The sequence below is a fragment of the Streptomyces sp. NPDC048389 genome (assembly GCF_040706335.1).
GTDB lineage: Bacteria > Actinomycetota > Actinomycetes > Streptomycetales > Streptomycetaceae > Streptomyces.
This window is the reverse complement of the sequence record NZ_JBEZKP010000053.1, coordinates 24,330-48,289: the sequence shown is the minus strand read 5'-3', so window position 1 is coordinate 48,289 and position 23,960 is coordinate 24,330. Positions and strand designations below refer to the sequence as shown.

Below are 23,960 nucleotides of genomic sequence, written 5' to 3'. Positions count from 1 at the left end.
GTTCTCCGGCAGCCGCTCCATCCAGCGCCGCGCGAAGACCTGGCCGACCTCGAACGGGTCGCCGCCGACGGTGGTGATGTCCTCCTCGCGGTCGGGCCGATCGAACCGCCGATTCCGCCCGTCGCGGCGCGGCCGGGCAGCACCCGGAACGAAGCCGTGGCGGTCTGCGGGTTGTCGTTGCACCTGACCGTCAGGCTGTACCGCCCGGGGGTCGCGTTGTTGCGGACGCGGGCCGTGGCAACCGACACGCCGCCCCTGTCGCCGGCCCACTCACGGTCCTGGTCGCGGTCGCGGTCCCGGTCCCGGTCCCGGTCACCGCTGGAGAGCGTGGCGTCCGGGAACGCGTTGGAGCTGACCACACCGCCGCGGTTGCAGCCTTCGACGGTGACGGTCAGGATGCCGCCCTGGTGGACCGAGGACGGGCTGACTTGAACGTTCGTCGGGCCGTTGCCGCCGCCGGCAGCGGCCGTGGGAGCGCACAGTCCGACGGCCGCGAAAGCGGTCACCGTCGCTGCGAGAGCGCGTGAGGCACGCATCGTTGAACCTCCAGAAGGAAGACGCCCCAAAGCGGCGCTCCGGGATGATCGACGAGTACGTCTTCCATGACGAACGATCACCGGATGGCGCTTTCATCGCATTTCGGCCTTGGTCCACCCCGGTGAGCCGACACGCCGACGAAGCACCCCTTGGCCTGACGGACCCGCAGGTCACGGGCTGTCAGAAGTTTTGTCCGCCCTCTTACTCGGATGGGTCATCCCCACTGGCCGCGGCCACCCGTTCGCGCTTCCCCCCTCGCCGGAGCACCGGACCCCGCTTAGCGTGCCCACAAGCGCACGAAGGGAGAACCATGGGCCAGGACAGGTACGGCTGGGAGCGGAGGAGGCGCTCGCCCTGGGGCGTACTGGCTCTGGCGATGCTCACGGGCATCGCCCTGGTCAAGAACGGTGTGGACGTGGGTCTCGGACCGCCTCAGCCCGCGGCCGCCGCCTCGCACGCCAGGGCCGGCGAGGTGTTCCTTCCGGTACCGCTCGAGCCGCTGCCGTACGCGGCGGCCAAGCGGGTGCGCATCCCCGCGATCACGGTGGACGCCCCGATCGTGAACGTCGGCCTGGACCAGGACGGGTGGGTGGCGGCGCCGGAGCCGCAGGATCCCAACCTCGCCGGCTGGTACCAGAACGGCATCTCGCCCGGACAGCGCGGCACCGCCGTCATCGTGGGCCACGTCGACAACGAGGCCGGACCGGCCGTCTTCTACGGCCTCGGGTCCGTCAGGACGGGCCACCGGATCGAGGTGCCCCGCTTCGACGGCCGCGTCGCCGTCTTCGAGGTGTACGGCGTCGAGGTCTTCTCCAAGCACGACTTCCCCGGCGTCCGGGTGTACGCCGACACGGGCCAGCCGGAGCTGCGGGTGATCACCTGCGGCGGTGGATACTCCAAGGCGGACGGTTACGACGGCAACGTCGTCGTCTTCGCCCGCATGGTCGACGTGTCCTGACAAGAGGTCAGCGGCGCGGCACCGTGATCCGGTAGCCGTCGTAGAGCAGCTCCGGCAGATAGCGGCGCAGCGCCGCCACGCTCTGCGAGCGGTTTCCGCCCGCGTCGTGCGAGAGCACCACCACGCCGGGGGCGGCGCCCCGCAGCACCCTCCGGACGATGGTCGAGGTGCCCGGCCGCGTCCAGTCCAAGGTGTCGAGGGTCCAGCCGAGCGGCTCCATGCCGAGCTCCGCGCCGATCTCGAACGAGTGCTTGTTCCAGGCGCCGTAGGGCGCGCGGTACCACAACGGTGCCTCGCCCAGGGATTTCTCGATGACCTCGCTGGTGCGGCCCAGCTGGTCGCGGATCCTGGACGGCGGCAGTTTCGGGACGAGCGGGTGGGACCAGGTGTGGTTCCCGACCACATGGCCGTCATCGGCCATCTCACGCAGGAGGTCGCGGTTGCCGGTCGCCATCTCGCCGCACACGAAGAACATCGCCCGCACTCCGTACTCGCGCAGGATGGCGAGGATGTCGGGGGTGTAGCGCGGGTCGGGACCGTCGTCGAAGGTGAGCACCATCGCACGGCCCATGTCCGGGACCTCGAGGAAGGGCCGCTCACGCACCGGCGGCCTGGCGCGCCGCAGGGCCGGCGCCGCGTAGGCCGCCAGGGGCCGCAGCCGGTAGGAGGCGGCCTTCGGCGGAGGTGCGGCGGCGGCCTGCGGTCCGCCGGCCGCCGGTCCGCGTCCCGGGGTCTCGGCCTGCTCGCCGGCGAGCAGGCCACCGACGGCGGCGGCGCCGAGGCATGCGGCGATGCGGAACATCGAGCGTCGGCCGGGCGGCAGTTGATCCTTCTTCATGGGTCACTGCTCGCACGCCGCTGCCGTGACCGGTTGATCAACACCCGGTTGTACCGGCGAAAACACCCGATGGGAGCAGCAGGCGAGAGGGCGCACGTCCATGACCGCGAAACCGTCCCGGTGGGCGTACAGCCTCCACGACCTGATGGGTGTGACCGAGTACCCGCCCCGGCGGTTCGAGCGGGCACCGACGGCCGGCAGGTGCTCGTCGCGGGCTCGACGGCTCCGGCTCCTTGCTGCGGGTGGCCGCGTAGACCTGCGGCCGCGGCGAGACGGCAGGATGCGCTGCCCGCGGCGGCGGACGGGCTGCGGGCGGACGCGGTGGTGGTGGGTGCGTCGGGAGTCGGCCGGGCACAAGCGCGTCGGGCGGTCGTGGTGCGGCGGGTGAAGGCGGGGGCGTGGCCGGTGACGTACTGGTCTCGCAGCCTTCCTCGGTGACCCCGTGCCCGGTGGCCGTTGCTCGGCGCCCGTAGCCGCTTTCAGCGGCCCATGGTGAGGCCGTCCTGTGCCGCGCCACGACCGAGGACCGCCTCGGTGACGGCCTTCTGGGCAGCGATGTAGTCGGCGCGGGGGCCTTCGCGGCGGATCGCCTCCGGCAGGTTGACGACCCGGCCGGCGGCGGTGTCCATCCACTGGGGGATGTATTCGGCCTTCGTGACGTCCCACCGGCCCCCCGGGGTGGCGGGCGGCGAGAAGGTGAACCGGGCGAGGGTGCCCTGGTTGCCACGGGGGTCCTGCTCGCCCCAGTGGTTGATCATGTCGCCGGCGATCTGGTCGCCCATGCCGTAGACGACCCAGGTGCCGTTGACCTTCTCGTACGCCTGGGGCACGTGCGCGTGGGTACCGAGGATCAGGTCGATGTCGGGTCGCCCGCCGGTCGTGGAGGCGGTGAGGGACCGGCCGAGGTCCAACTGCTGCCCGTCCGGTCGGATCTGCCATTCGGTGCCCCAGTGGAGGCTCACGACCACCACGTCGGCGCCGGCGGTCCTGGCGGCGCACGCGTCGTCGAGGATCTGCCGCTCGTCGAGGAGGTCGACGGCCCACGGCTGCCCTTCGGGCAGCGGGATGCCGTTGGTGCCGTAGGTGTAGGCGAGGTGGGCCACCTTGGCGCCGCCGGCCGTGAGCCAGGCCGGCCGGTCCGCCTCCTGCGGGGTGCGGGCGGAGCCGGCGTGCCTGACGCCCGCACGGTCGAGGGCGTCCAGAGTGCGCCGCACTCCGGCGGCGCCGTCGTCGAGCGTGTGGTTGGAGGCGGTGGAGCAGGAGTCGTAGCCGGTGTGGGCGAGTGCGGTGGCGATCTCCGGCGGCGACTTGAAGCTCGGATAGCCGGTGTAGTGCCCGTTCTCCCCGTAGACGGTCTCCATGTGGCACAGGGCGATGTCGGCGCGGGAGACGACCGGGGCGACCCCCGCGAGCATGGGGCGGAAGTCGTAGCCGTGGCCGCCGGCGTCCAGCCGCGCTTGGTCGATGACGGAGTCGTGCGGCAGGACGTCCCCGCTTGCCACGAGGGTGAAGCCGTGGGGCGTGGACGCGGCCCCGACTCCGGCACTCTCGGAGCCGGGCCGGGGTGCGGCCGGGTGGCCGGGGTCGTGTCCGGCACAGCCCACTGCTCCTGCGAGCAGGACGGCACAGACGGCCGCCGTGGCCCGTGGTGCGGGTCGCGCGTGTGGCATCACCGACCACTCTCCCATTCATGTGATTAACGGAATATCGGACACGCCGAATCCACAGGGGAGGACACGCCGAGTCAAGCGGCACGGCCGACGCGGTCGCTGCAACGGACCTGCACGTTCCACGCCTCCGGCGGCCCGGTCGACCGCTCACCGCACCATTCGCCGCTCGGTGCGACCGTTCGCCGACAGACCGCGGTACACCGTCTGTCGCTGTGCGCAGGGATGCGTTCGTATACGCCACGTGTCAGCGGACCTCTGCGGAGAAGGGTGTAGGCGATGGCGACGGCGACCGCGACGACCGACGAGCAGGCATTGGCAGAGCTGCAGCGGGAACACGGCCCCGCGCTGCTGAGCTTTCTGCTCGGTCTCACCTACGGGGACCAGCAGCGCGCCGAGGACCTGCTGCAGGAGACACTGGTCCGGGCCTGGCAGCATCCCGAGGCTTTCGACGCCCCGTACGAGTCCATGCGCCCCTGGCTGTTCACCGTGGGGCGCCGCCTCGCCATCGACGCCCGGCGCTCCCGGATGGCCCGGCCCGCCGAGATCGGCGACGGGGTGCTGGCCATCACACCGGACCCTGCGGACGTCACCGAGAGCGCGGTGGCCGCCCTCGACGTGCGTGCCGCGGTCGGCTCGCTCAGCCCGGAGCACCGCGCCGTCCTGGTCCGGATCTACTTCCAGGGGATGAGTGTCAATGAGGCCGCGCAGTCCCTCGGCATCCCGCCGGGAACCGTCAAGTCGCGTTCGCACTACGCGCTCCGCGCGCTGGCCCGCTGTCTGCCCGGGTACAGCAGGCGCACAACCACCTCCGCCCCGGGCGCCACGGTGATGGCCTCCTCCCCCACCGGTCTCGGGCGGCGGGCGGACGTATGCGAAACGTCACGCGCGAGTTGAGCGAACCGGTCCTCCCCACCGTGTCTGTCGGTGGAGGCTCGTCGTCGAGAGGCGGACCCGGTCCTACGGGAGAGGGTGAGGAACATGCGGCCCGGAAGTACGAACGGCACCAGCGGAGGGGGCATCACCGTCCCCATGGCGTGGCTGTGCGCCGAGTACACGGCGGACGAGATGATGCGCACCGCAGCGCTGGTGGATCCCGCCTCGCTCGAGTTCCGGGCCGGCCGGCAGGCGCTCGCGCTCACCATCCATCTGTGCGACGGCTCCGACCCGCTCTCCGGGGCCTCGCCGGCGGCGTGTGTCGACGACTGGCTGGCCGTCACCGCGTACGGGCATCCCTGGCCGCAGTGGGTGATGGAGCGGCTCGCGGCCCGTACGGCACGGGAACGGCACGGCGGCGAGGACCCCGACCTCGCGCTCGCGGCGGACACCTGGCGCCTGCTGCGCGACACCGAGTTGCTCGCCGCCGACCTCGGGGGCCTCGAGCCGTGGCACTCCTCGCGGCCCGCGGACCCCCAGCTCGACGAGGCGGCGCAGGTGTGGATGCCCGCCTGGGAGCTCGGCCTGCCGCTCGGGCACCTGGCGGTCCACCTGTGGTGAGCCGTTCGCCTGCGGCCGGGACGGGTCAGGGCAGGACGCGCGGACCTCCCGAGGAGTGGACACCCGCCCGGTACTTGGGTATCCGAACGGTGATCTTCATTCCGGCGCCGACGGCGGTCTCGATGACCAGGCCGTAGTCGTCCCCGTACACCTGGCGCAGCCGCTCGTCGACGTTGCTCAGGCCGATGCCCGACGACGTGGTGCGCTCCCCGGCGAGGATGGCGCGCAGCACCTCCGGGTCCATGCCCACACCGTCGTCCTCCACGGTCACCATCGCCTCAGCACCCGCGTCCTGGGCGGCGATCGTGACGCGGCACGCGTTCCTGGAATCCTCGAGGCCGTGCTTGACGGCGTTCTCGACCAGTGGCTGGAGGCACAGGAAGGGAAGGGCGACCGGCAGGACCTCCGGGGCCACCTGGAGCGTGACCTTGAGCCGGTCGCCGAAGCGGGCCCCGGCGAGGGCCAGGTACTGCTCGATGGAACGCAGTTCGTCGGCGAGCTGGGTGAACTCGCCGTGCCGACGGAACGAGTACCGGGTGAAATCGGCGAACTCGAGCAGCAGTTCACGGGCCCGCTCGGGGTCGGTGCGGACGAACGACGCGATCGCGGCCAGCGAGTTGAAGATGAAGTGCGGGGAGATCTGCGCCCGCAGTGCGCGGATCTCCGCCTCGATCAACCGGGTGCGGGACCGGTCCAGCTCGGCCAGTTCCAGCTGCACCGAGACCCAGCGGGCCACCTCGGTGGCCGCCCGTACCAGTACGGCCGACTCCCGGGAGCCGTAGGCGACCAGGGCGCCCAGCACCCCTTCCTCGCCGGTCAGCGGTGCGATCACGACCCAGCGCAGCGGGCAGTCCAACTCGTCGCACTCGGCGTGGACACTCCGGCTGCGCCCCGAGTAGAGCACCTCCGCCACCAGCGCCATGACCTGCTGCCGGTGACGGTCCGCACCGGGCCCGTCCCAGGCGAGCACCCCGTCGCGGTCCGTGAGGCAGAGGGCTTCCGTGCCGAGCAGCGGGCGCAGCCGCCTGGCGGCCTTGCGCGCCGTGTCCTCCGTGAGGCCCGCCCGCAGCGGCGGCGCGGCGAGGGAGGCGGTGTGCAGGGTGTGGAAGGTCGCGCGCTCGACGGGCGTGCCGAGGTCGAGGTCCGGCCGGTCACCGCCGCGGCCGGCCGTCAGCCGGCCGATCACCGTGCCGAGAGCCAGCAGCAGGAGCCCCGCCGCTGCCAGCGCGGCCGCCCCGGTCCCGGTCATCGTGGTGCTCCTTCGTGCTGCGGCCGGCCCATCAAACCCTCTGGAAGATGCAGCCGGGCCAGGGTCGCGGCGGCGCCGGCCGGTATGTGGCGCGGGGTGGCCAGGGACACCCCGACCATCGTCAGGAAACCGAGCGGTACCGACCAGACGGCGGGCCAGGCCATCAACGTGTGCGTCCAGCCCTCCGGTGCCAGCCCGGTGCGGGTGGCCATCACCGCGGTCAGCGCCGCGCCGCCGCCGACGACGAGACCGGCCGCCGCGCCCGGCGGGGTGAGCCCCCGCCACCAGATGCCGAGGATCAGCAGCGGGCAGAACGAGGAGGCGGAGACGGCGAAGGCGAGGCCGACCGCGTCGGCGACCGGCACCTTCGTCGCCACCGCGCTCAGCGCGAGCGGCGCTGCCATCGCGAACAGGGTCGCGAGGCGGAAGTGCCGTACACCGCGCGAGGGCAGCACGTCCTGGGTGAGCACTCCGGCCACGGACATGGTGAGCCCGGAGGCGGTGGACAGGAAGGCGGCGAACGCGCCGCCGGCGAGCAGCGCGCCGAGCAGTTCACCGGCGACCCCGCCGATGACGCGGTCCGGCAGCACCAGTACCGCGGCGTCGGCGGCGCCGGTGAGCGCCAGCTCGGGTGCGTAGATGCGGCCCAGCGCGCCGTAGACCGGCGGAAGCAGGTAGAAGGCGCCGATCAACGCGAGCACGACCAGGGTGGTACGGCGGGCGGCCCTGCCGTTGGGACTGGTGTAGAAGCGGACGGCGACATGGGGCAGGCCCATGGTGCCGAGGAACGTGGCGAGGATCAGCCCGTACGTCGCGTACAGCTGGTGGCCGTCCCGGCCGCCGGACAGCGGCTGGGACCAGCTGAACGGGCCGGTGCCCTCGCCGCTGGACCGGGGGACCTCCGCGCCCTCGGGGAAGCGCAGCGTCGTCCCCGCCTCGATCCGGTGCGTGCCGTCGGTCAGGGTGAGAGTGCGCCGCTCGTGCCGCACGCCGTCGACCGTTCCCGAGACGGTGAGCGTCAGCGGCGCCTCCACCTCGACACGGACCGTGTCGTCGACGCGGACGGCGGTGTGCTTCTGGAAGACGGCGGGCGCGTCGAACCGGGCACGCGGAGCGCCGTCGCCGACCCAGGCCGCGACGAGGAAGATCGCCGGGACCAGCAGGGCCGTGAGCTTCAGCCAGTACTGGAACGCCTGGACGAAGGTGATGCTGCGCATCCCGCCGGCGGCGACGGCTCCGGTGACGACCACGGCCACCACGACACTGCCCACCCAGTCCGGCGCACCGGTGAGGATCTGCAGGGTCAGGCCGGCGCCCTGGAGCTGCGGCAGCAGGTACAGCCAGCCGATGCCGACGACGAAGAGGCTCGCGAGCCTGCGCACCTGCGCAGATTCGAGGCGGGCGTCCGCGAAGTCGGAGAGCGTGTACGCCCCGGAGCGGCGGAGCGGGGCCGCGACGAACACCAGGAGGACGAGATACCCGGCCGTGTAGCCGACCGGGTACCAGAGCAGGTCCGGACCCTGGAGGAGCACCAGCCCCGCGATGCCGAGGAAGGAAGCGGCGGAGAGGTACTCGCCGCTGATGGCGGCCGCGTTGAGAGCGGGCCTGACGGTGCGGGACGCGACGTAGAAGTCGGAGGTCGTTCGGGATATGCGCAGGCCGAGCGCGCCGACGAGCACGGTGGCGAACACCACGGCGGTGACGGCGGCCACCGCGTAGGTCTGGTTCACGTGGCTTCCCCCGCCGGCACCGTCAGCGGCCCTCGACAAGTCTGGTGAAGTCGCGCTCGTTCCGCTCTGCGCGGCGCACGTACCAGCGGGCGATCAGCCACATCAGGGGGTAGACCGCCACGCCGAGCACGACCCAGACGAACGGCTCCGGTGACCCGGGCGAATAGCCGAGGGCGGCGGGCAGTGCGAACAGCAGCGGCAGCGAGCCGACGAGCAGGGCGAGCGTGCCGAGCGCGTACAGGGCGGCCCGCAGCTGGCTGCGCATCAGGGAGCGGACATAGGTGGTGCCGAGGGTGGTCTGCTCGCTGATCTCGGAGCGGGCGGGTGCGTGGCCGGGCGGGCGACGGGTGCCGCGCGGCACACCGGTGACCACCACACGGCGTGGGGGTTGCTCTGCAGACATGGTCGTCCGCTCCAGCGTCTGTCGGCGTACTCGGGGAGAGGGTGGAGTCTACGCAGCACGGATCTGCGACGGTAGAGATGATCGGAGCTCTCCTGGGAGATCTCCCGGCCGCTCCCGCCCCCTCCCGGCCGCGGCTCAGCGGCCAACGTCACCGGCGCAGTCCCGCAGCGCGATCTCCAGCTCGACGTAGGACTCCTCGGCCCGGCGGAAGGCGACCTCGAGGGCCGCTTCCGCACGCGGCCCGGCGATGCCCCGTGCCGACTGGCGGATCTCGTCCAGCACGTCGGCCCACCGCCCGGCGGCGCTGCGCACGGTGGCGAGGAGCTGCTCGAGGTCACGGGCGTCTGCCGGACGGGTGTGCGGAACACCGCGGAGCTCGTCCAGCAGTGCGTCGATGTCGCGCATCAGGCCCCTTCTTCCCCGGCGCGATCAAGGTTAGGCGCGGGCGGGTGCGGTCGTGGCCGGGTCCGCCGCCGCGTCGCCGTGCGGCGGGTTCCGCGCGGCGAACGGCCGCTGATGATCGCCGAACGGTCGGTCAGCCCCTGGCGTGCCGCAGCAGCAGGTCACGCAGCTGGCGCGCGTGACGCCGGCTGACCGCGAGCTCTGCGCCGCCGACCCGTACAGTCGTCGCGCCGGCGTCCAGCCGCAGTTCGTCGATGCGGCCGAGGGCCACCAGGTGGCTGCGGTGGATACGGACGAACCCGCGCGAGGCCCAGCGCTCCTCGAGGGCGGACAGCGGGATGCGGACGAGATGACTGCCCGCGGCGGTGTGCAGACGGGCGTAGTCGCCCTGTGCCTCGACGTAGGTGATGTCGTCCACCGGCACGAAGCGGGTGACCCCGCCGAGTTCGACGGGTATCTGCTCAGCTCCCCCGGCCGGGGTCTGCTGCGTGGTCTCCGGCGCCGGCACCGGCTGGTCGGTGCGCTGTGGTTCGCGCAGGGTGACGACGAGGTCGCTGACCCTGCGTACCGCTTCGGCGAGCCGTTCCCTGCGCACGGGCTTGAGCACGTAGTCGACGGCCTTGAGGTCGAACGCCTGGACCGCGAAGCCTTCATGTGCCGTGACGAAGACGATCAGGGGCGGCCTGGCGAATCCGGCGAGGAGCCGCGCGACGTCCAGCCCGGTGAGCCCCGCCATGTGGATGTCGAGGAACACGACGTCGATGTCGTCCTCCCCGTCCGGGCCGGCCTCCAGGGCGCGGCCGATGCGGCGCAGCGCCTCCGTGGCGTCCGTGGCGCCCTCCGCGCTGCGGATCCGTGAGTCGGCGCGCAGGAGGTAGAGCAGCTCCTCGAGCGCCGGTTTCTCGTCGTCGACAGCCAGTACGCGCAGCATGGGGCGGAGTCTAGTGCCGCGACCGGCGGTGCTTGCCGGTCACGGCGGAGCCTGCCGGGAGGGGCACGAGGTCCGCTTGGGGGGCTGCGGCCACGCCCCTGGTCGGGGAGCGCGGCTTTGCGATCGCGGCCGTGTCCCGGGCGGGTTGAGCAGAGCGCCTTCCCGCTGCGTATTCAAGGGTGACCGCCCGTAACATCCTGAGGAAACGAGGACCGCCCATGAGCCGGCAGCAGCCGCACCGGGATGTGGCCGCCTATGCCCTGGGCATCCTGGAACCGGCCGACGCCCATCGGTTCGAGGAGCATCTCGCCGGTTGCGTCGCGTGTGCCGTGGGGCTGTCCGACTTCACCGGCGTCGCGACCGCGCTGTCCGAGCTCGCCGGCCCCGGTCGGATCGACGCCCGTCCCGGGCCGCAGCTGCTGGAACGCCTGACCGGCGCAGTGGCGGTGCAGCGGCGGCGGGACCGCCGGCGGCGCTTGCGGCTGGCGGCCGTGGCCGCCGCGCTGATCGTCGCCCTGCCCGTCGCGGTGGTCACCGTCAGGGGCGCCGCGCAGGAGCCCGGGCCGCCCCGGGTCGTCGCGTCCGACCCCGTCTCGGGGGTGACCGCGTCGGTGGCGCTGGAGGACCGCGACTGGGGCACGTCGGTCGCGATGCGGCTGAGCGGGCTCGCCGGTCCGCGCACCTGCCGGCTCGTTGCGATCGGCAAGGACGGGGCGGAGCATCCGGTGCTCAGCTGGTGGGTCCCAGAAGGCGGTTACGGGATCTCCGGGCAATCCGACGGGCAGGGCCCGTTGGATCTGGAGGCGAGCACCGGGCTGCATCCGACCGAGATCGGCCGCTGGGAGGTCCGATCGGACGGCGGCGAGCGGCTGCTGTCGATCGGCGGCTGACGGCCCGAGCCGCACCGAGCAGTCCGGGCCTCACTTGAGCAGGCGGGAGAGCCTGCGGTCGGCGAGCGGCTTGCCGCCGGTCTGGCAGGTCGGGCAGTACTGCAGCGACGAGTCGCTGAAGGACACCTCGCGTACGGTGTCGCCGCAGACGGGGCAGGGCTCGCCGGTGCGGCCGTGGACGCGCAGCCCGCTCTTCTTCTCCGACTTGAGGCGGCCTGCCGCCACTCCCCGGGAGCGTTCGACGGCCTCGCCGAGCGTCGTCCGCAGCGCGTCGTACAGTGCGTCCCGCTCGGCCTCGTCCAGGTTCTGCACCGGTTTGAAGGGCGACATCTTCGCCGCGTGGAGGATCTCGTCGCTGTACGCGTTCCCGATGCCGGCGATCAGGCTCTGGTCGCGCAGCGCTCCCTTGAGTTGCCGCCGCTCACCGGCGAGCGCGCGGGTGAACGCGGCACGGTCGAAGTCGTCGGCGAGCGGGTCCGGCCCAAGGGCCGCTACACCGGGGACATCGGCCGGGTCGGACACGAGGTGCACGGCGAGGCGCTTGGTCGTACCGGCCTCTGTGAGGTCGAAACCGCCGCCCTCCGCCAGCACCGTCCGCAGGGCCAGCGGGCCCTTGCCGGGCCGGGGCGGCACGGCGGGGAGGTCGTCCTGCCACCGGAGCCAGCCGGCGCGGGCGAGGTGGATCACCAGATGGAGGCCGCCCGCGGTGACGTCCAGCCACTTGCCGTGCCGGTCAACGGCGGTGACCTGTGTGCCTTCCACGGCGGAGAGCGGCGGGTCGTACGTCTTGAGTACGCTGACGGCCACCGGCAGCACTCGGGCGATGCGGCGGCCCACCAGGTGGGTGCCGAGGAACTCGCGCAGCGCCTCGACCTCGGGCAGTTCGGGCATGTCTCCACACTGCCGCAGCGGACGGCCGGTCGCGCGCCGAATCGTGCGAAGCCCGTGGACGATCGCTCAGAGCCCGTACACGCGGGTGGCCGTGCCGCCGAAGAGTCGGCTTCCGCCTCGACGTGGACGGCGTCGTCAGGGCGGTTCCCCAAGGGCCGCCGCCGACCCGGACGCGAAGCGGCCGGCCATGCCGACCGAGGACCACCCCCTTGAGTACGCGGACCACGAAGGGGTCATCAAGGCGGGCGAGTACGGCGCAGGGGCCCTCACCATCCGGGACGAGGGCATCTACCGCGGCCTCGCCACCGACCGGCGCGGCCACGAGATCCCCTTCGCCGAGGCTCTGGAGGACGGGCACGCCTCGTTCTGGCTCGACGGCGCGAAGCTGCACGGCGGCTACGCGCTCACCCGCACCCGCGGCGGCCGGGACGGCGAGCGCGAGAGCCGGCTGCTGGTGAAGAAACACGACCGGTACGCCTCCTCGCACGACGCACCGGATCCGCGCCGCGCCCGTTCCGCCCGCCCCGGCCGCACCCTGGGGCGGGTGGCCGCGGACGCGGAGACCGACCGCCGCTGAACGGCAGTGAAGAGAGCCACCTGAACGGCAGTGAGGGCGACAGGGCTGCGGACGTCCCCGTCACGGCGCGGGCCGGTCCGGCATACGGAACTCGCACCACACGCACTTGCCGCTGCCCCGGGATTCGACGCCCCAGCTGTCGGACAGCTGCTCCACCAGCATCAGGCCCCGCCCGGAGACGCCCGACACGCCCGCCTCGCGCCGGCGCGGCAGGGCGCTGGACCGGTCCTCGACCTCCACCCGCAGCCGCCGTTCCCCACGGGCCGGCACACGTACCGTGACGATCGCCGGGCCGTCGGTGTGCGTCAGCGCATTGGTGATGAGTTCGTCCGCGGCCAGTTCGACCTCGTCCGCGCGGTGGCGGGCCCCCCACGCCGCTACGGCCGCGCGGACCATCCGGCGGGCCGCTCGCAGCCCCTCCGGGTCACCCTGGGCGACGTGCTGCCGGAGCCGGCCGCCCGGCTGGGCGGTGTAGGCGCCCTTGCGGCGCAGCAGCAGGAGCGCCACGTCGTCGTCACCGCCTCGTTCGTCCACCACCTCGCAGAGCCGGTCGGCCAGCAGCTGGATATCGCGCGGGCCGCTGTGCACCAGCTGGGCCAGCAGCTGCATGCCGTCGTCGAGGTCTGCGCCCGGCTGTTCGACAAGGCCGTCCGTGTACATCACCAGCGTCTGCCCGGGGTCGAGTTCGACGGTGCCGACCGGGTACTCCAGCCGGCCGAACTCAGCGGAGAGCCCCAGGGGCAGCCCGCCCTGGAGCACCAGCCGTCGGCAGCTGCCGTCGGGTTCCCTGATCAGCGGGTCGACGTGACCGGCCCTGACCGCCTGCACCACCCCGGTCGACAGGTCCACCTCGGCGTAGGTGCAGGTCGCGAACCGGTCGGTGTCCAGTTCGTGCAGGAAGACGGAGGCGCGGGCCATGACGGTGGCGGGCGTGTGGCCCTCGGCGGCGTAGGCCCGCAGCACGATACGCAGCTGCCCCATCACGGCGGCCGCGTGCGTGTCGTGGCCCTGTACGTCGCCGATGACCGCCCCTACGCGACCGCCCGGCAAGGCGATGACGTCGTACCAGTCGCCGCCGATGTCCCGGCCGAACCGCCCGGAGCGGTAGCGCACCGCGATCTGCGCGCCCGGGACGTCGGGGATCCGGCGCGGCAGCATGGCCTGCTGCAGGCCCTCGGCGAGGTCGTGCTCCTGCTCGTACAGCACGGCGCGCTGGAGGCTCTGCGCGATGCTGCTGCCGAGCGCGACCAGCAGATTGCGCTCGTCGGCGCTGAAGGCCGTCTTGTCGCGGTAGAGCAGGCCGAGCGCGCCGATGGGGCGGGCCTGCGCGATCAGCGGCAGATAGGCGGCGGCGGTGATGCCGAGCCCGCTGATGTGCGGCCACAGGACCGGGTACGACCGGGCGAAATCGGCCTTGGACTCGATGAAGCGGGGAGTGAGCGTACGCACCACCTCGCTCATCGGGTACTGCTCGTCGACCCTCGTGTAGCGGGTGCCTGGCACGAAGGAGCCTTCGGGACCCTCCGCCACCAGGTGGATCCGGCCGGATTCGAGGAGGCCCATGACGAGGCTGGTGGCACCGAGGTGCTCCATGCCGTGGGAGTTCTTCAGCAGCTCGATGACGTCCTGCACGGTACGGGCGTGGGCGAGGGCGGCGGTGGTGCTCTCGACGACGCTGGTCTGCCTGCGGCGCTCGAGGTCGACCTCGACATGGGCGGTGGAGTCGGCGAGCTCCTGCGTCGCGTCCCTGACGATCCCGATGATGCGCACGGGGCGGCCGGTCCCGTCCCGGCGTACGCATGCCTGGGTGTGGGTCCAGCGCAGGTGCCCGTCGCGGCGCCGGATGCGGAAGTAGGCGCCGTAGTTGTCGTTCCCGTTCTTGAGGGCCTGGGCGACCATGGTGTCCAGCCGGACGGCTTCGTCGGCGGGCACCCGTGCCGACAGGCTCTCGGGGCGGCCGTCGTATTCCTCCGGGCGCAGGTCGAACACGTCGAGACCGGGCCCGTCCATGTGCATGAGTCCGCTGGTGAGGTCCCAGTCGAAGGTTCCCATCCGGTTGAGGACGAGACTCACGTCCGCGTGCGCCGGCCAGTCGTCGGGGAGCGACAGGGCACCCGCTGCCCGATCAGCCATGGGGCTACTCTGTCATGGTTTGTCGCGATCCACGAGCTGTCTGGCGAGGGCCTGCGCCGCGGTCAGCGCCGGAAAGCGCCACCTTCGGCGGGCACGTCCGGAGCCGTGTCGGACGGCGCGTCCGGTCCGTTTCCCGCCGCACCGCTCGCACCGCCCTCGCCACTCGCGCCGCCGGGAAGCACCGGCTCGGCGGGCACAGGTTCCACGAGGTCCGGCCCCGCCGGCAGGTCGGGCAGATCGGGCTGGGGGGCGGGGGCGGCAGGAAGGTCGGGCACGGCCGGCGGGGCGGGTTCCGCGGGCCGGGCGGGCGGCTCGGCGTCCGGCTGCGGCTGCGCCGGGGGCGACCCGGAGGTCGCGCCCTCCGCGCCCGCGGGGTCGACGTCGCCGTCCGGCCCGGTGCGGCCGGGGTCGGCGAAGACCTCCTCGGGATCCACGGGCGGCAGCGCCGCGGGCCGGGAGTCGTCCTCGCCCTCGGTGCCGCTCGGGCGCTCGATCCAGCCGTTGTCCACGATGCTCACAAGCAGCAGGTTGTTGACGGGCTGGCCCGCCGGCTTGACGACGAGCGTCCGGTCGGCGCGGTACGCGGGCCAGGCCGTGCCCGTGGTGACCATCCCGGCCGCTGCCGGGACCGGCGGCTTCAACGGCGTACCGGAGGCGCACCGCACCCGCGGGGCACCGTACTGGTCGACCAGGATCGCAGTACCGGCCTGGAGGACCGACTGCCGGGCGACGGCCGAGCCGTCGTGGAAGCCGTGGCCCGTGACGCGGACGTCGGTGCGCAGCACGACCGGGGTGAGGCCGCGCAGGAAGGCACCGATGCCCGACGGGTCGACCCCCGCCGCCTCGGCGAACGCGCGGGCCTTCTCCTTCTTCGCGGCAAGCAGCCCTGCCTGCCGCGCCACGTCGCAGGCCGCCACCTCCTGGGTGCCTGCGTACAGGCCCGGCGTCGCGCCGGACATGGTGCGCAGTGTCACCCCTCCCCCGGAGGGGCTCTTGGGCGCGCTCGCGACGCTCGGCAGAGCGGGCGGCGCTCCGGCCGCGGCGGTCGACGCCGTGAAGGGGTCCGGTCCCTGCGCCGCGGACGACTGGAGGAGGATCTCCTCCGGTTCGGCCGCCTTGCTCTCGCCGCCGCAACCGGCGGCCAGCGGCCCCACGCACAGCGCGGCGACCGCCGCGTACAGACCACGCATCGGTGAGCGCACCAAGATCTCCTGCCTTCCGCAACTCGGAACGTCCCTCCATTTCTGACGGATCATCACGAGCGACGCGACTTGAACGTGTTCAGTTCCGTTCACGGGGCCGGCGCCGCGGCGTGACAACACGGGCAATCAATGGCGAGTGCGACATGTCCGTACTGGTCAACCTGATCGTCACGTCCGGGATGCCGTTCGTCGTCCCTGCGGGACTGCGGCTGATGGACTCCGGACGGCTCGCGCCCGTTCGGCGGATCGCCCGCCGCGAGCCTCGCGCCGATCACGGAGCGGGCCGGTCACCCCGCGGGCCGGCGAGCCGTTCGGCTTCACGCTGCGGGTTCACGCTGCCGATCGGGTTCACGCTGCCGACCCTGGCGCTGACCGTGCCGCACTTCCGCTTCGCCGACTTCGCGCACCGCACGCACACCGGCCCCCCGGAACCGGCGAGGAGGCGTACACCGTGGACCTGCGCGAGACGGCTCCGTGCGGTTCACCGTGCCGGCGCTCGGTCGGCACGCCGCCTGCCACAGCCGGCTCGGCGCCCCGGTCGTACCCGCAACGCAACGCCGGTACGCACGGCGGCCGGGCAACACGCTGCGGCGGATCGCCGCGGCTTCCCGGACGGCGGGCCGATACTGGAAGCGATGGAATGGTTCGGCGACGACGCTTACCAGCTGAGCCGGCTGGTCTTCCAGCGGGCTCTGGCCGCCGTGTATCTCGTCGCCTTCCTCTCCGCCGCACTGCAGTTCAAGGCGCTGATCGGCGAACGCGGCATGCTGCCCGTACCCGACTTCCTGCGCCGGACGGACGGGCGCAGTGCACCGACCCTGTTCCGGCTGCACTACTCGGACCGCTTCTTCGCCCTGGTCGCCTGGACCGGATGCCTGCTCTCGGCGGCCCTGGTCGCCGGGGCGGCCGACCGGCTGCCACTCGGGGCGGCGATGGCCTGGTGGGCGGTGCTGTGGCTGCTGTACCTGTCGATCGTCAACGTGGGCCAGACCTGGTACGGCTTCGGATGGGAGTCGCTGCTGCTGGAAACCGGTTTCCTCGCTGTCTTCCTCGGCAACGAACAGGTCGAGCCGCCGGTACTGGTGTTGTGGCTGCTGCGCTGGCTGCTGTTCCGGGTGGAGTTCGGTGCGGGGCTCATCAAGCTCCGCGGTGACGCCTGCTGGCGCAATCTGACCTGCCTGTACTTCCATCATGAGACCCAGCCGATGCCCGGCCCGCTGAGCCGGCTCTTCCACCTGCTGCCGGGGCCCGCCCACCGGTTCGAGGCCGCGGCCAACCATGTCGTCCAACTCGGCGTACCGGTGCTGCTGTTCGCCCCGCAGCCGGTGGCGAGCGTCGCCGCGGGACTGATCGTGGTGACCCAGGTGTGGCTCGTCCTGTCGGGCAACTTCGCCTGGCTCAACTGGCTGACGATCGTCCTCGCCCTCTCCGCGGTCGACGGCTCGCTGATCGCGGGCACAGGCACCCTGCCCGAGGCCCCGCTCTGGTACCGGATCGTGGTGATCGCCGTGACCGCGCTGGTGGTGGCCCTCAGCTACCGCCCGGCACGCAACCTGTTCTCCCGGCACCAGGCGATGAACCGCTCCTACGACCCGCTGCACCTGGTGAACTCCTACGGCGCCTTCGGCACGGTGGGCCGGGTCCGACAGGAACTGGTGGTCCAGGGCACGGACGAGAGGACCGTTCACGAGGACACCGTCTGGCGGGAGTACGAGTTCAAGGGCAAGCCGGGCGACGTGCGCCGGCTGCCGCGCCAGTACGCGCCGTACCATCTGCGACTCGACTGGATGATGTGGTTCGCCGCGCTCTCCCCCGCCTACGCGCGGTCGTGGTTCCTGCCGTTCGTGGAGCGGCTGCTCCAAGGGGACCGGGACACGCTCCGGCTGCTGCGACGCAACCCCTTCCCGGACGAACCGCCCGCGCAGGTGCGGGCACGGCTTTACCGCTATCGGTTCACGACCCGGCGCGAACGGCGGGAGACCGGGGCGCGGTGGCACCGCACCTTCGTACGCGAGTTCCTGGCGCCGACACGGTTGTCATGACCGCCGGGGCGCGGCCCACCCGTCGCAACCACCCGCCCGGCGCCCCTCCCGCCGCCACCGCGGGCGGGCCCGTGCACGCCCGGGGCAGCGGTGTGCCCCCTGCGGGGCGGCAGGGGGCACACGGAAAGCGCTGGTCAGTCGATGCTCGGCAGGATGTGCGGTTCGGCGAGGTCCTCCTCGTATCCGGCGAGCCGGATCGGGGCCGAGCGGGCCCAGACCTCGAGATTGCGGAGCTCTTCGGCCTTGCCGGCCCGTTCACCGCCGCGCTCGGGCGGTCGTTGGTCTTGCTTCACATCTGGTGTCACCGCGCACTCCTCTGTGTCGCGCAACTGGGGCAGGGGCAGTTCGGTCGCGGTGGCGCCGTCACTCGGGCGGGACCGCGGCCTGGTTGCAGACCTGTCCCAGGACGGCCGAAGGGGGTTTGTGGACCCCTTGGTGGCTCATCCGTCCACCTCACGATAACCAAATGAGCGCCGCCGCGCTCGATAGCGCCTCGGATTCCACTCGATTCAGGCCGATCCCGGCGTCCGGACAGAAACCGACGGCCGGTGCACCCGTGACGGGTGCACCGGCCGTGGCAGGCGGTGCGATGTGCGGTCGGCGGTCTACCAGTTGGCGGGGGCGTAGTCCTTGAGAAAGCAGCCGAACAGGTCTTCGCCCTCCTCACCGCGCACGATCGGGTCGTAGACGCGGGCCGCGCCGTCGATCAGGTCGAGAGGAGCGTGGAAGCCTGCGTCCGCGAGACGCATCTTGTCGGGGTGCGGCCGCTCGTCGGTGATCCAGCCGGTGTCCACGGCCGTCATCAGGATGCCGTCCGCCTCGAACATCTCCTGGGCGCTGGTGCGGGTCAGCATGTTCAGCGCCGCCTTGGCCATGTTGGTGTGCGGGTGGCCCGCACCCTTGTAGCCGCGGCTGAAGACGCCCTCCATCGCGGAGACGTTGACGACGTACTTCCGCCGGGACCGTGCCGCCGCCATCGCCGGACGGAGACGGCTGATCAGGATGAACGGCGCGGTCGAGTTGCACAGCTGGACCTCGAGCAGCTCGACCGGGTCGACCTCGGAGACGGTCTGGATCCAGCTGTTCGTGTCGTGCAGGTCGGGCACCAGGCCACCCGCGTCGATGGCCGTGCCCGCCGCGATGCGTTCCAGGGAGGCGGAGCCGCTGACCAGGGCGAGATCCGTGACGTCCTGCGCCGTCAGCCCTTGCGCACCGGACGACGGCAGGGCGGCCACCGACTCGACGGCGCCGCTGCCGAACGTGCCGATGACCTCGGCGGGCGGCAGTTCGCCCGCCGGAAGCGGCGCCGACTCGGCGGCGACCAGCTCCCGGTACGCCTGCGGGGAACGGCGGACCGTCTGAGCTGCGTTGTTGATCAGGATGTCGAGCGGGCCGGCGGCCGCGACGGAGTCGGCGAGGGCGACGACCTGCGCCGGGTCGCGCAGGTCGATCCCCACGACCTTGAGCCGGTGGATCCACTCGTCACTGTCCGGCATCGCCTTGAAGCGGCGGATCGCGTCACTCGGGAAGCGGGTGGTGATGGTCGTGTGAGCACCGTCACGCAGCAGCCGCAGCGCGATGTACATGCCGATCTTGGCCCGGCCGCCCGTGAGCAGGGCACGCTTGCCGGTCAGGTCGACGCGGGCGTCGCGACGGGCACGGTTCTCCGTTGCGCACTGCCGGCAGAGCTGGTGATAGAAGGCGTCGACCTCGACATAGCGGGTCTTGCAGATGTAGCAGGAGCGGGGGCGCCGCAGTATGCCCGCGATCTCACCCTGGGACGAGGACGACGGCAGCACGCCCTGCGTCTCGTCGTCGATGCGTGCCGCGGAACCCGTCGCGGTCGCCTCCGTGACGGCCTTGTCGTGGGCCGTCTTGGCCGCGCGGCGCTCCTGGCGGCGGCGCTGCTTCACCGTCCGGTACACACCGGCGGTGGCGCGGCGCACCGCGATCGCGTCGGGGTGGTCGACCTCGAGCTTGTCGAGCTCTTCGAGCACGCTCAGGCAGACGGCCAGCCGCTCCGGGTCGATGCCCGGCCCGTACGCCACCGGGCTGTCCTCTGTCACCGTCATCGCTTGTAGCCGTTCCTAGGTCACTCGAATGCCACGTTTCAAAAGCTCGACTTTACTGACTGTTGAGGTGCCGACCAAATGACACCCGTCACGTGGGACCCCCCGGCGGGGACGGGCCGCTCCCCGGAACGATCGGGGCAACCGGGTGGAACGCGAGTTGGCCGAATTCCGCAAGCGCATGCCGGAGATCCACAACAAGAAGACAGGTCTAGACCTTTGCAGGTTGTGGCAGCGGCTCGCCCCAGGCGCCGCCTGACGGTCCGGCCGTCGCGGCGGCCGCTTCCCGCGCCGGGTGACTCCTTGTGACGCGTTCGGCCGGCCCTGGGCGCCGCATCCGTTTCGCGCCAGGTTTCACGGTCCCCATACAACTGCGGGGGAGCGCACCTCACTATGTGATCCGAAGAGCCGACGTGGCGGGTCGCCATTTGCGGCCCGGCCACTTCTGGGGGACAGGGCATGCCGGACGGGGGTCCGGCATGCCCTGTCGGGGAGGGACCCCTCTGCGGCGTACCGGCCGCACGACAGCTCTCGCCTGCGTGAGCGCACCGCTGCCGGCTCTCATGGCGCTCGCCTCGGGCGCCGCGGAGGCGCCGCTGCCACGAGCCGATCTGCGGCTGCCCGTGATCGTCGACGGCGGCACCGCCGTCGACGATCGCCGCGCAGCCGGAGGACCAGGGCACACCGTTCGCCCCGCGTGGACCGCCGGAGCGCGGAGCGCGCGGGTGGTCCACACCGAGGGCGTCGACGGGCGGCCGCGCCCCGAGGGCCGGGCGGAGGTGCCACCCGGCGACAGCCCGGCAGGGACGGCAGGGACGGCAGGGACGGCAGCGGCCGAGTTCGCCGCGCTCACTAGGAGAAGCGTCGTCCGGCGTCGGAGAAGTGGGCGCTCGACGGCCGACGAACCGATACTGGAGACGAGCCGTGTGCACCCCGGCCGCTCCGGCCGGGGCACACACCCCCACCCGGAGGCGGACCTTGGTCCCGTCCCCGTACTACTTCGGCAGTACGGGCAAGTGCCTGCTCAGGTACGACGACGTGACGGCAGAAGGGGGACATGGTTGTCACTATGAGTTCCCTCGCGCTGTCCGTGATCCTGTCGCTGGTCTCCGCGGTCGCCTACGCGGCCGGGGCGATCCTTCAGGAGCACGTGGCGACCACCACTCCCTCACGCCCCTACGCGCCGCTGCACCAGCCCGGCTGGTGGGCCGCCGTCGCCCTCAACGGCACGGGAGCGGTCCTGCACGTGGTGGCCCTCGCGTACGGCCCGCTGAGCCTGGTGCAGCCCCTGGGAGCACTGACCATCGTCTTCGCGCTGCCGATGGCCGCGCTCTTCGTACGACGCCGGGCGGGCTCCACCGCCTGGCGCGGGGCGATCATGGCGACCGTCGGCCTCGCCGGACTCCTCGCCCTCACGGGGGAGACGGAATCCCGCCCGCTGGACTCCGCCGGGCGCGGCGCCCTCGCGGCCGCCACCCTCGGCACCGTCGCACTGCTCTTCCTGGCCGCCCAGGGAGTGCACCGGCCGATCCAGCGCAGCGTGCTGCTGGCGGGCGCGGCCGGCGTCGCCTTCGGCATCGCTTCCGTCTTCACCAAGTCCGTCGCCGTGGACTGGATGTGGAGCTCGCCGTTCGCCCACTGGCCGAGCCTCGCGGTCATCGCCGCGCTGGCCGTCGGCGGCCTGCTCCTCTCCCAAGCCTCCTACCGAGGCGCGGGGCTCGCCGCGCCCCTGGCGACACTCACCGTGCTCAACCCGGTCGTCGCGGCGGTCGTGGGCATCACCATGTTCGGCGAGGACTTCCGCTACGGCGTGGCCGGCACGGTGCTCGCCCTCGGCTGCGGCGTGGTGGCGGCCGGCGGGCTGATCCTGCTCACCGTCGAGCGGCTCGGTGCGGAGCTGCCCCGGCCGGCCGGATCAGATCGACACACCTCTCGCCCGCAGGTACGCGAGGGGATCGATGTCGGAGCCGTACCCGGGGCCCGTACGGATCTCGAAGTGGAGATGCGGTCCCGTGCTGTTGCCGGTGGATCCTGAACGGGCGATCCGCTGGCCGGCGCTCACCTGCTGACCGGTCCGTACGTTCATGGCCGACAGGTGCGCGTACTGGCTGTACCTGCCGTCGCCGTGCCGGACGACGATCTCGTACCCGTACGCGCCGCCCCAGCCGGCCGACACGACCTTTCCGGCCGCGACGGCCTTCACGGAGGTGCCGGTCGGGACGGCGAAGTCCACGCCCGTGTGGTAGCCGCTCGACCACGACGAACCCGTCTTGCGGTAGGAGGTCGAGGTGCCGGCCGAGACGGGGGCGACGGAATGCGCGGCGGGCGCCTTGGGTGCCGCCGCTTGTGCCTTCTGTTGCTTCGGCTGGGGGGTGGGCTGCGGCTTCGTTTGCGGCGTCTGCTGTTCCGGCTTCTGCTGTTGCGACGGCGGCTGCGGCTGTTTCGGCTTCTGCTGCTCCGGCTGCGGTTTCGTTTCCGCGCGGGGTTTCGACTCGGTCTGCGGCTTCGCGGCCGGGCGTTCGCTTCCGGAGGGAACTCGCTCCTGGGACGGAGCGGTGGTGGCCCGCAGGGTCAACCGCTGCCCGGGGAAGATCAGATCGGGGTCGTCGCCGACGACCGTGCGGTTCCGCTCGTACAGTCCCTGCCAGCCGCCCCCGACCCGCTCCGAGCGCGCGATCTTGGACAGTGAATCGCCGCGGGCGACGGTGTAGCCCTCGCGCTGCGTGGGAACCGTGGTCGGGGACGCGGCGTCCTTCGACACGGTCCGCTTGGGCGGCGCCACCTCCTGGGGCACCGTCCGCGCGATGTCCGGGGACTCGCCGCCACGGGTCAGCCCCGCCTTGGCCGAGCAGGTCGGCCAGGCGCGCGGCCCCTGTCCCTCGAGGACCTTCTCCGCGACGGCGATCTGCTGCTCCTTGGTGGCCAGATCCGCGCGCGCCGCGTACTGCCGCCCGCCGTACGCCTCCCACGTGGACTGGCTGAACTGCAGTCCGCCGTAGTAGCCGTTGCCGCTGTTGATCCGCCAGTCGCTGGTGGACTCGCAGGCAGCGACCTTCTCCCACACGTCCACGGACGCGGCGTGCGCGGACCCCGCACCGACCAGGGGCAGGGCCATGCCGGCACCGCCGGCGGTGACGGTGAGCGAAGCGCGGTTGATACGGCTCGGCTGGTATCTGCGGTGCCGACCGGTTCCGGCCATGACGGTCCCCCCTGGGCGCGATTCTGGTCATGTCGCAATCGGTCAACTTAGGGGCCGCATACGGACAGTGACAAGGCTTCAGCGCAACGCTGGCCCGATCCCGCCGGTCCGGGCCGGCCCGGTCGGTCCGGGTCACGCCCCGGTCCGGCCCGGTCCGTGTCCGTCGGCGTCCGGGGGAGGTGGCGCCGGGTGTGGCCTGGAGGGCCCGGGTCACGCCCTCGGGCAGGGCTCGGTCCATGCTTCTTGGCCGCCGGGTGCCGCTCCGGGGGCATGCCGGGGGCTGCTGTCCCGAAAGCGCCGCTCCATCCGACGGCCTGGACGGAGACGGCCGGAACTCGACGGTCGGCCGCCCAGTGGCCAGGGTGCAGAGGGCCGAAGCACGCCCCGGCGCAAGGGCGTGGAAGGGAGGAGGGCCGGCCGGACGTGGCGTCGTCAGGGAGGGGCCGGCAAGTACGGGAGCCCGGGGTCCCATCCGGAGGCTTCACCCCGGCGAAACCACCCACCGGCGTTGGGACCGGCCCCGGCCAGACCTCGCCGGGTTCGGCCAGACCTCGCCGGTCCCGGCCCACCGAGGCCCATCAAGGCCGACCGAGCCGACCGGCCGCGCGGTGGACCCCGGGCCGCGCCGCGGACGGGCGCCAGCGGCTGCCCGCGTGGCCGCCGCGGTTCAGGAACGCGGAAGCGGGAGCGTCGCCGCGCCCACCTCCACCGCGTCCGGTCCGGCCCGGTTCGATCGCCGTGCGGG

Annotated in this window: 21 protein-coding genes and 1 pseudogene; 8 read left to right on the top strand and 14 right to left on the bottom strand. The window is 72.5% G+C overall.

Annotated elements, in window-relative coordinates:
* Nucleotides 1-86: 86 nt before the first annotated feature.
* Nucleotides 87-536 (bottom strand): annotated as a pseudogene (locus tag AB0903_RS27800) (hypothetical protein); the annotation flags it as partial.
* Nucleotides 537-847: 311 nt separating this feature from the next.
* Between AB0903_RS27800 and AB0903_RS27795 the strand changes: the two are divergent.
* A complete protein-coding gene (locus tag AB0903_RS27795; RefSeq protein ID WP_366707385.1) occupies nucleotides 848-1,495 on the top strand; it encodes a class F sortase in 648 nt (215 codons plus the stop codon).
* A gap of 7 nt (nucleotides 1,496-1,502) precedes the next feature.
* Here AB0903_RS27795 and AB0903_RS27790 read toward each other — a convergent pair whose 3' ends face one another.
* Entirely contained in the window at nucleotides 1,503-2,333 is an 831-nt protein-coding gene (locus tag AB0903_RS27790) for a polysaccharide deacetylase family protein (protein ID WP_366707383.1), read from the bottom strand.
* A gap of 479 nt (nucleotides 2,334-2,812) precedes the next feature.
* The gene (locus tag AB0903_RS27785; protein WP_366707381.1) at nucleotides 2,813-4,003 is read right to left on the bottom strand and encodes a CapA family protein; all 1,191 of its coding nucleotides are present in this window, start codon (nucleotides 4,001-4,003) and stop codon (nucleotides 2,813-2,815) included.
* 276 nt (nucleotides 4,004-4,279) lie between these two features.
* Here AB0903_RS27785 and AB0903_RS27780 point away from each other — a divergent pair, with 276 nt between their 5' ends.
* Nucleotides 4,280-4,897: a sigma-70 family RNA polymerase sigma factor gene (locus AB0903_RS27780; RefSeq protein WP_366707379.1), complete on the top strand. Its 618-nt coding sequence runs from the start codon at nucleotides 4,280-4,282 to the stop codon at nucleotides 4,895-4,897.
* An 84-nt stretch (nucleotides 4,898-4,981) separates the two neighbouring features.
* Entirely contained in the window at nucleotides 4,982-5,497 is a 516-nt protein-coding gene (locus tag AB0903_RS27775) for a hypothetical protein (RefSeq protein WP_366707377.1), read from the top strand.
* 25 nt (nucleotides 5,498-5,522) lie between these two features.
* Here AB0903_RS27775 and AB0903_RS27770 read toward each other — a convergent pair whose 3' ends face one another.
* The 5 genes from AB0903_RS27770 to AB0903_RS27750 form a co-directional block, all read right to left on the bottom strand.
* Nucleotides 5,523-6,746, bottom strand: coding sequence for a histidine kinase (locus AB0903_RS27770; RefSeq protein WP_366707375.1), 1,224 nt, complete (start codon nucleotides 6,744-6,746; stop codon nucleotides 5,523-5,525).
* On the bottom strand, nucleotides 6,743-8,476 hold the full coding sequence (locus AB0903_RS27765; protein WP_366707373.1) for a cation acetate symporter: 1,734 nt from the start codon (nucleotides 8,474-8,476) through the stop codon (nucleotides 6,743-6,745). The genes AB0903_RS27770 and AB0903_RS27765 overlap by 4 nt, the downstream gene beginning before the upstream one ends.
* A 22-nt stretch (nucleotides 8,477-8,498) precedes the next feature.
* The gene (locus AB0903_RS27760) at nucleotides 8,499-8,879 is read right to left on the bottom strand and encodes a hypothetical protein (RefSeq protein WP_366707371.1); all 381 of its coding nucleotides are present in this window, start codon (nucleotides 8,877-8,879) and stop codon (nucleotides 8,499-8,501) included.
* Nucleotides 8,880-9,014: 135 nt separating this feature from the next.
* Entirely contained in the window at nucleotides 9,015-9,284 is a 270-nt protein-coding gene (locus tag AB0903_RS27755) for a hypothetical protein (RefSeq protein WP_366707369.1), read from the bottom strand.
* A gap of 130 nt (nucleotides 9,285-9,414) precedes the next feature.
* On the bottom strand, nucleotides 9,415-10,212 hold the full coding sequence (locus AB0903_RS27750) for a LytTR family DNA-binding domain-containing protein (protein WP_366707367.1): 798 nt from the start codon (nucleotides 10,210-10,212) through the stop codon (nucleotides 9,415-9,417).
* 218 nt (nucleotides 10,213-10,430) lie between these two features.
* On the opposite strand from AB0903_RS27750, the gene AB0903_RS27745 reads away from it, so the two are divergent.
* The gene (locus AB0903_RS27745; RefSeq protein WP_366707365.1) at nucleotides 10,431-11,102 is read left to right on the top strand and encodes a zf-HC2 domain-containing protein; all 672 of its coding nucleotides are present in this window, start codon (nucleotides 10,431-10,433) and stop codon (nucleotides 11,100-11,102) included.
* Between the two features lie 30 nt (nucleotides 11,103-11,132).
* Here AB0903_RS27745 and AB0903_RS27740 read toward each other — a convergent pair whose 3' ends face one another.
* Nucleotides 11,133-11,993, bottom strand: a complete 861-nt coding sequence (locus AB0903_RS27740; RefSeq protein WP_366707363.1) for a DNA-formamidopyrimidine glycosylase family protein — start codon at nucleotides 11,991-11,993, stop codon at nucleotides 11,133-11,135.
* Between the two features lie 187 nt (nucleotides 11,994-12,180).
* On the opposite strand from AB0903_RS27740, the gene AB0903_RS27735 reads away from it, so the two are divergent.
* Nucleotides 12,181-12,570: a DNA polymerase ligase N-terminal domain-containing protein gene (locus AB0903_RS27735; RefSeq protein ID WP_366707361.1), complete on the top strand. Its 390-nt coding sequence runs from the start codon at nucleotides 12,181-12,183 to the stop codon at nucleotides 12,568-12,570.
* 60 nt (nucleotides 12,571-12,630) lie between these two features.
* Here AB0903_RS27735 and AB0903_RS27730 read toward each other — a convergent pair whose 3' ends face one another.
* Together AB0903_RS27730 and AB0903_RS27725 are read right to left on the bottom strand one after the other, a co-directional pair.
* Entirely contained in the window at nucleotides 12,631-14,703 is a 2,073-nt protein-coding gene (locus tag AB0903_RS27730; protein WP_366707359.1) for a SpoIIE family protein phosphatase, read from the bottom strand.
* Between the two features lie 62 nt (nucleotides 14,704-14,765).
* Nucleotides 14,766-15,905: a DUF6777 domain-containing protein gene (locus tag AB0903_RS27725; protein ID WP_366707357.1), complete on the bottom strand. Its 1,140-nt coding sequence runs from the start codon at nucleotides 15,903-15,905 to the stop codon at nucleotides 14,766-14,768.
* 474 nt (nucleotides 15,906-16,379) lie between these two features.
* Between AB0903_RS27725 and AB0903_RS27720 the strand changes: the two genes are divergently transcribed.
* On the top strand, nucleotides 16,380-16,574 hold the full coding sequence (locus tag AB0903_RS27720; protein WP_366707356.1) for a hypothetical protein: 195 nt from the start codon (nucleotides 16,380-16,382) through the stop codon (nucleotides 16,572-16,574).
* Nucleotides 16,541-17,947: a lipase maturation factor family protein gene (locus AB0903_RS27715; RefSeq protein WP_366707354.1), complete on the top strand. Its 1,407-nt coding sequence runs from the start codon at nucleotides 16,541-16,543 to the stop codon at nucleotides 17,945-17,947. The genes AB0903_RS27720 and AB0903_RS27715 overlap by 34 nt, the downstream gene beginning before the upstream one ends.
* A 134-nt stretch (nucleotides 17,948-18,081) precedes the next feature.
* Here AB0903_RS27715 and AB0903_RS27710 read toward each other — a convergent pair whose 3' ends face one another.
* Both AB0903_RS27710 and AB0903_RS27705 read right to left on the bottom strand, forming a co-directional pair.
* Nucleotides 18,082-18,252: a hypothetical protein gene (locus tag AB0903_RS27710; RefSeq protein ID WP_366707352.1), complete on the bottom strand. Its 171-nt coding sequence runs from the start codon at nucleotides 18,250-18,252 to the stop codon at nucleotides 18,082-18,084.
* A gap of 300 nt (nucleotides 18,253-18,552) precedes the next feature.
* The gene (locus AB0903_RS27705; RefSeq protein WP_366707350.1) at nucleotides 18,553-20,019 is read right to left on the bottom strand and encodes an SDR family NAD(P)-dependent oxidoreductase; all 1,467 of its coding nucleotides are present in this window, start codon (nucleotides 20,017-20,019) and stop codon (nucleotides 18,553-18,555) included.
* A 1,066-nt stretch (nucleotides 20,020-21,085) separates the two neighbouring features.
* On the opposite strand from AB0903_RS27705, the gene AB0903_RS27700 reads away from it, so the two are divergent.
* On the top strand, nucleotides 21,086-22,051 hold the full coding sequence (locus AB0903_RS27700; RefSeq protein ID WP_366707348.1) for a DMT family transporter: 966 nt from the start codon (nucleotides 21,086-21,088) through the stop codon (nucleotides 22,049-22,051).
* Here the strand turns inward: AB0903_RS27700 and AB0903_RS27695 are convergent.
* Nucleotides 21,932-23,215: a peptidoglycan DD-metalloendopeptidase family protein gene (locus tag AB0903_RS27695; protein ID WP_366707346.1), complete on the bottom strand. Its 1,284-nt coding sequence runs from the start codon at nucleotides 23,213-23,215 to the stop codon at nucleotides 21,932-21,934. The genes AB0903_RS27700 and AB0903_RS27695 overlap by 120 nt on opposite strands.
* Between the last annotated feature and the right edge of the window lie 745 nt (nucleotides 23,216-23,960).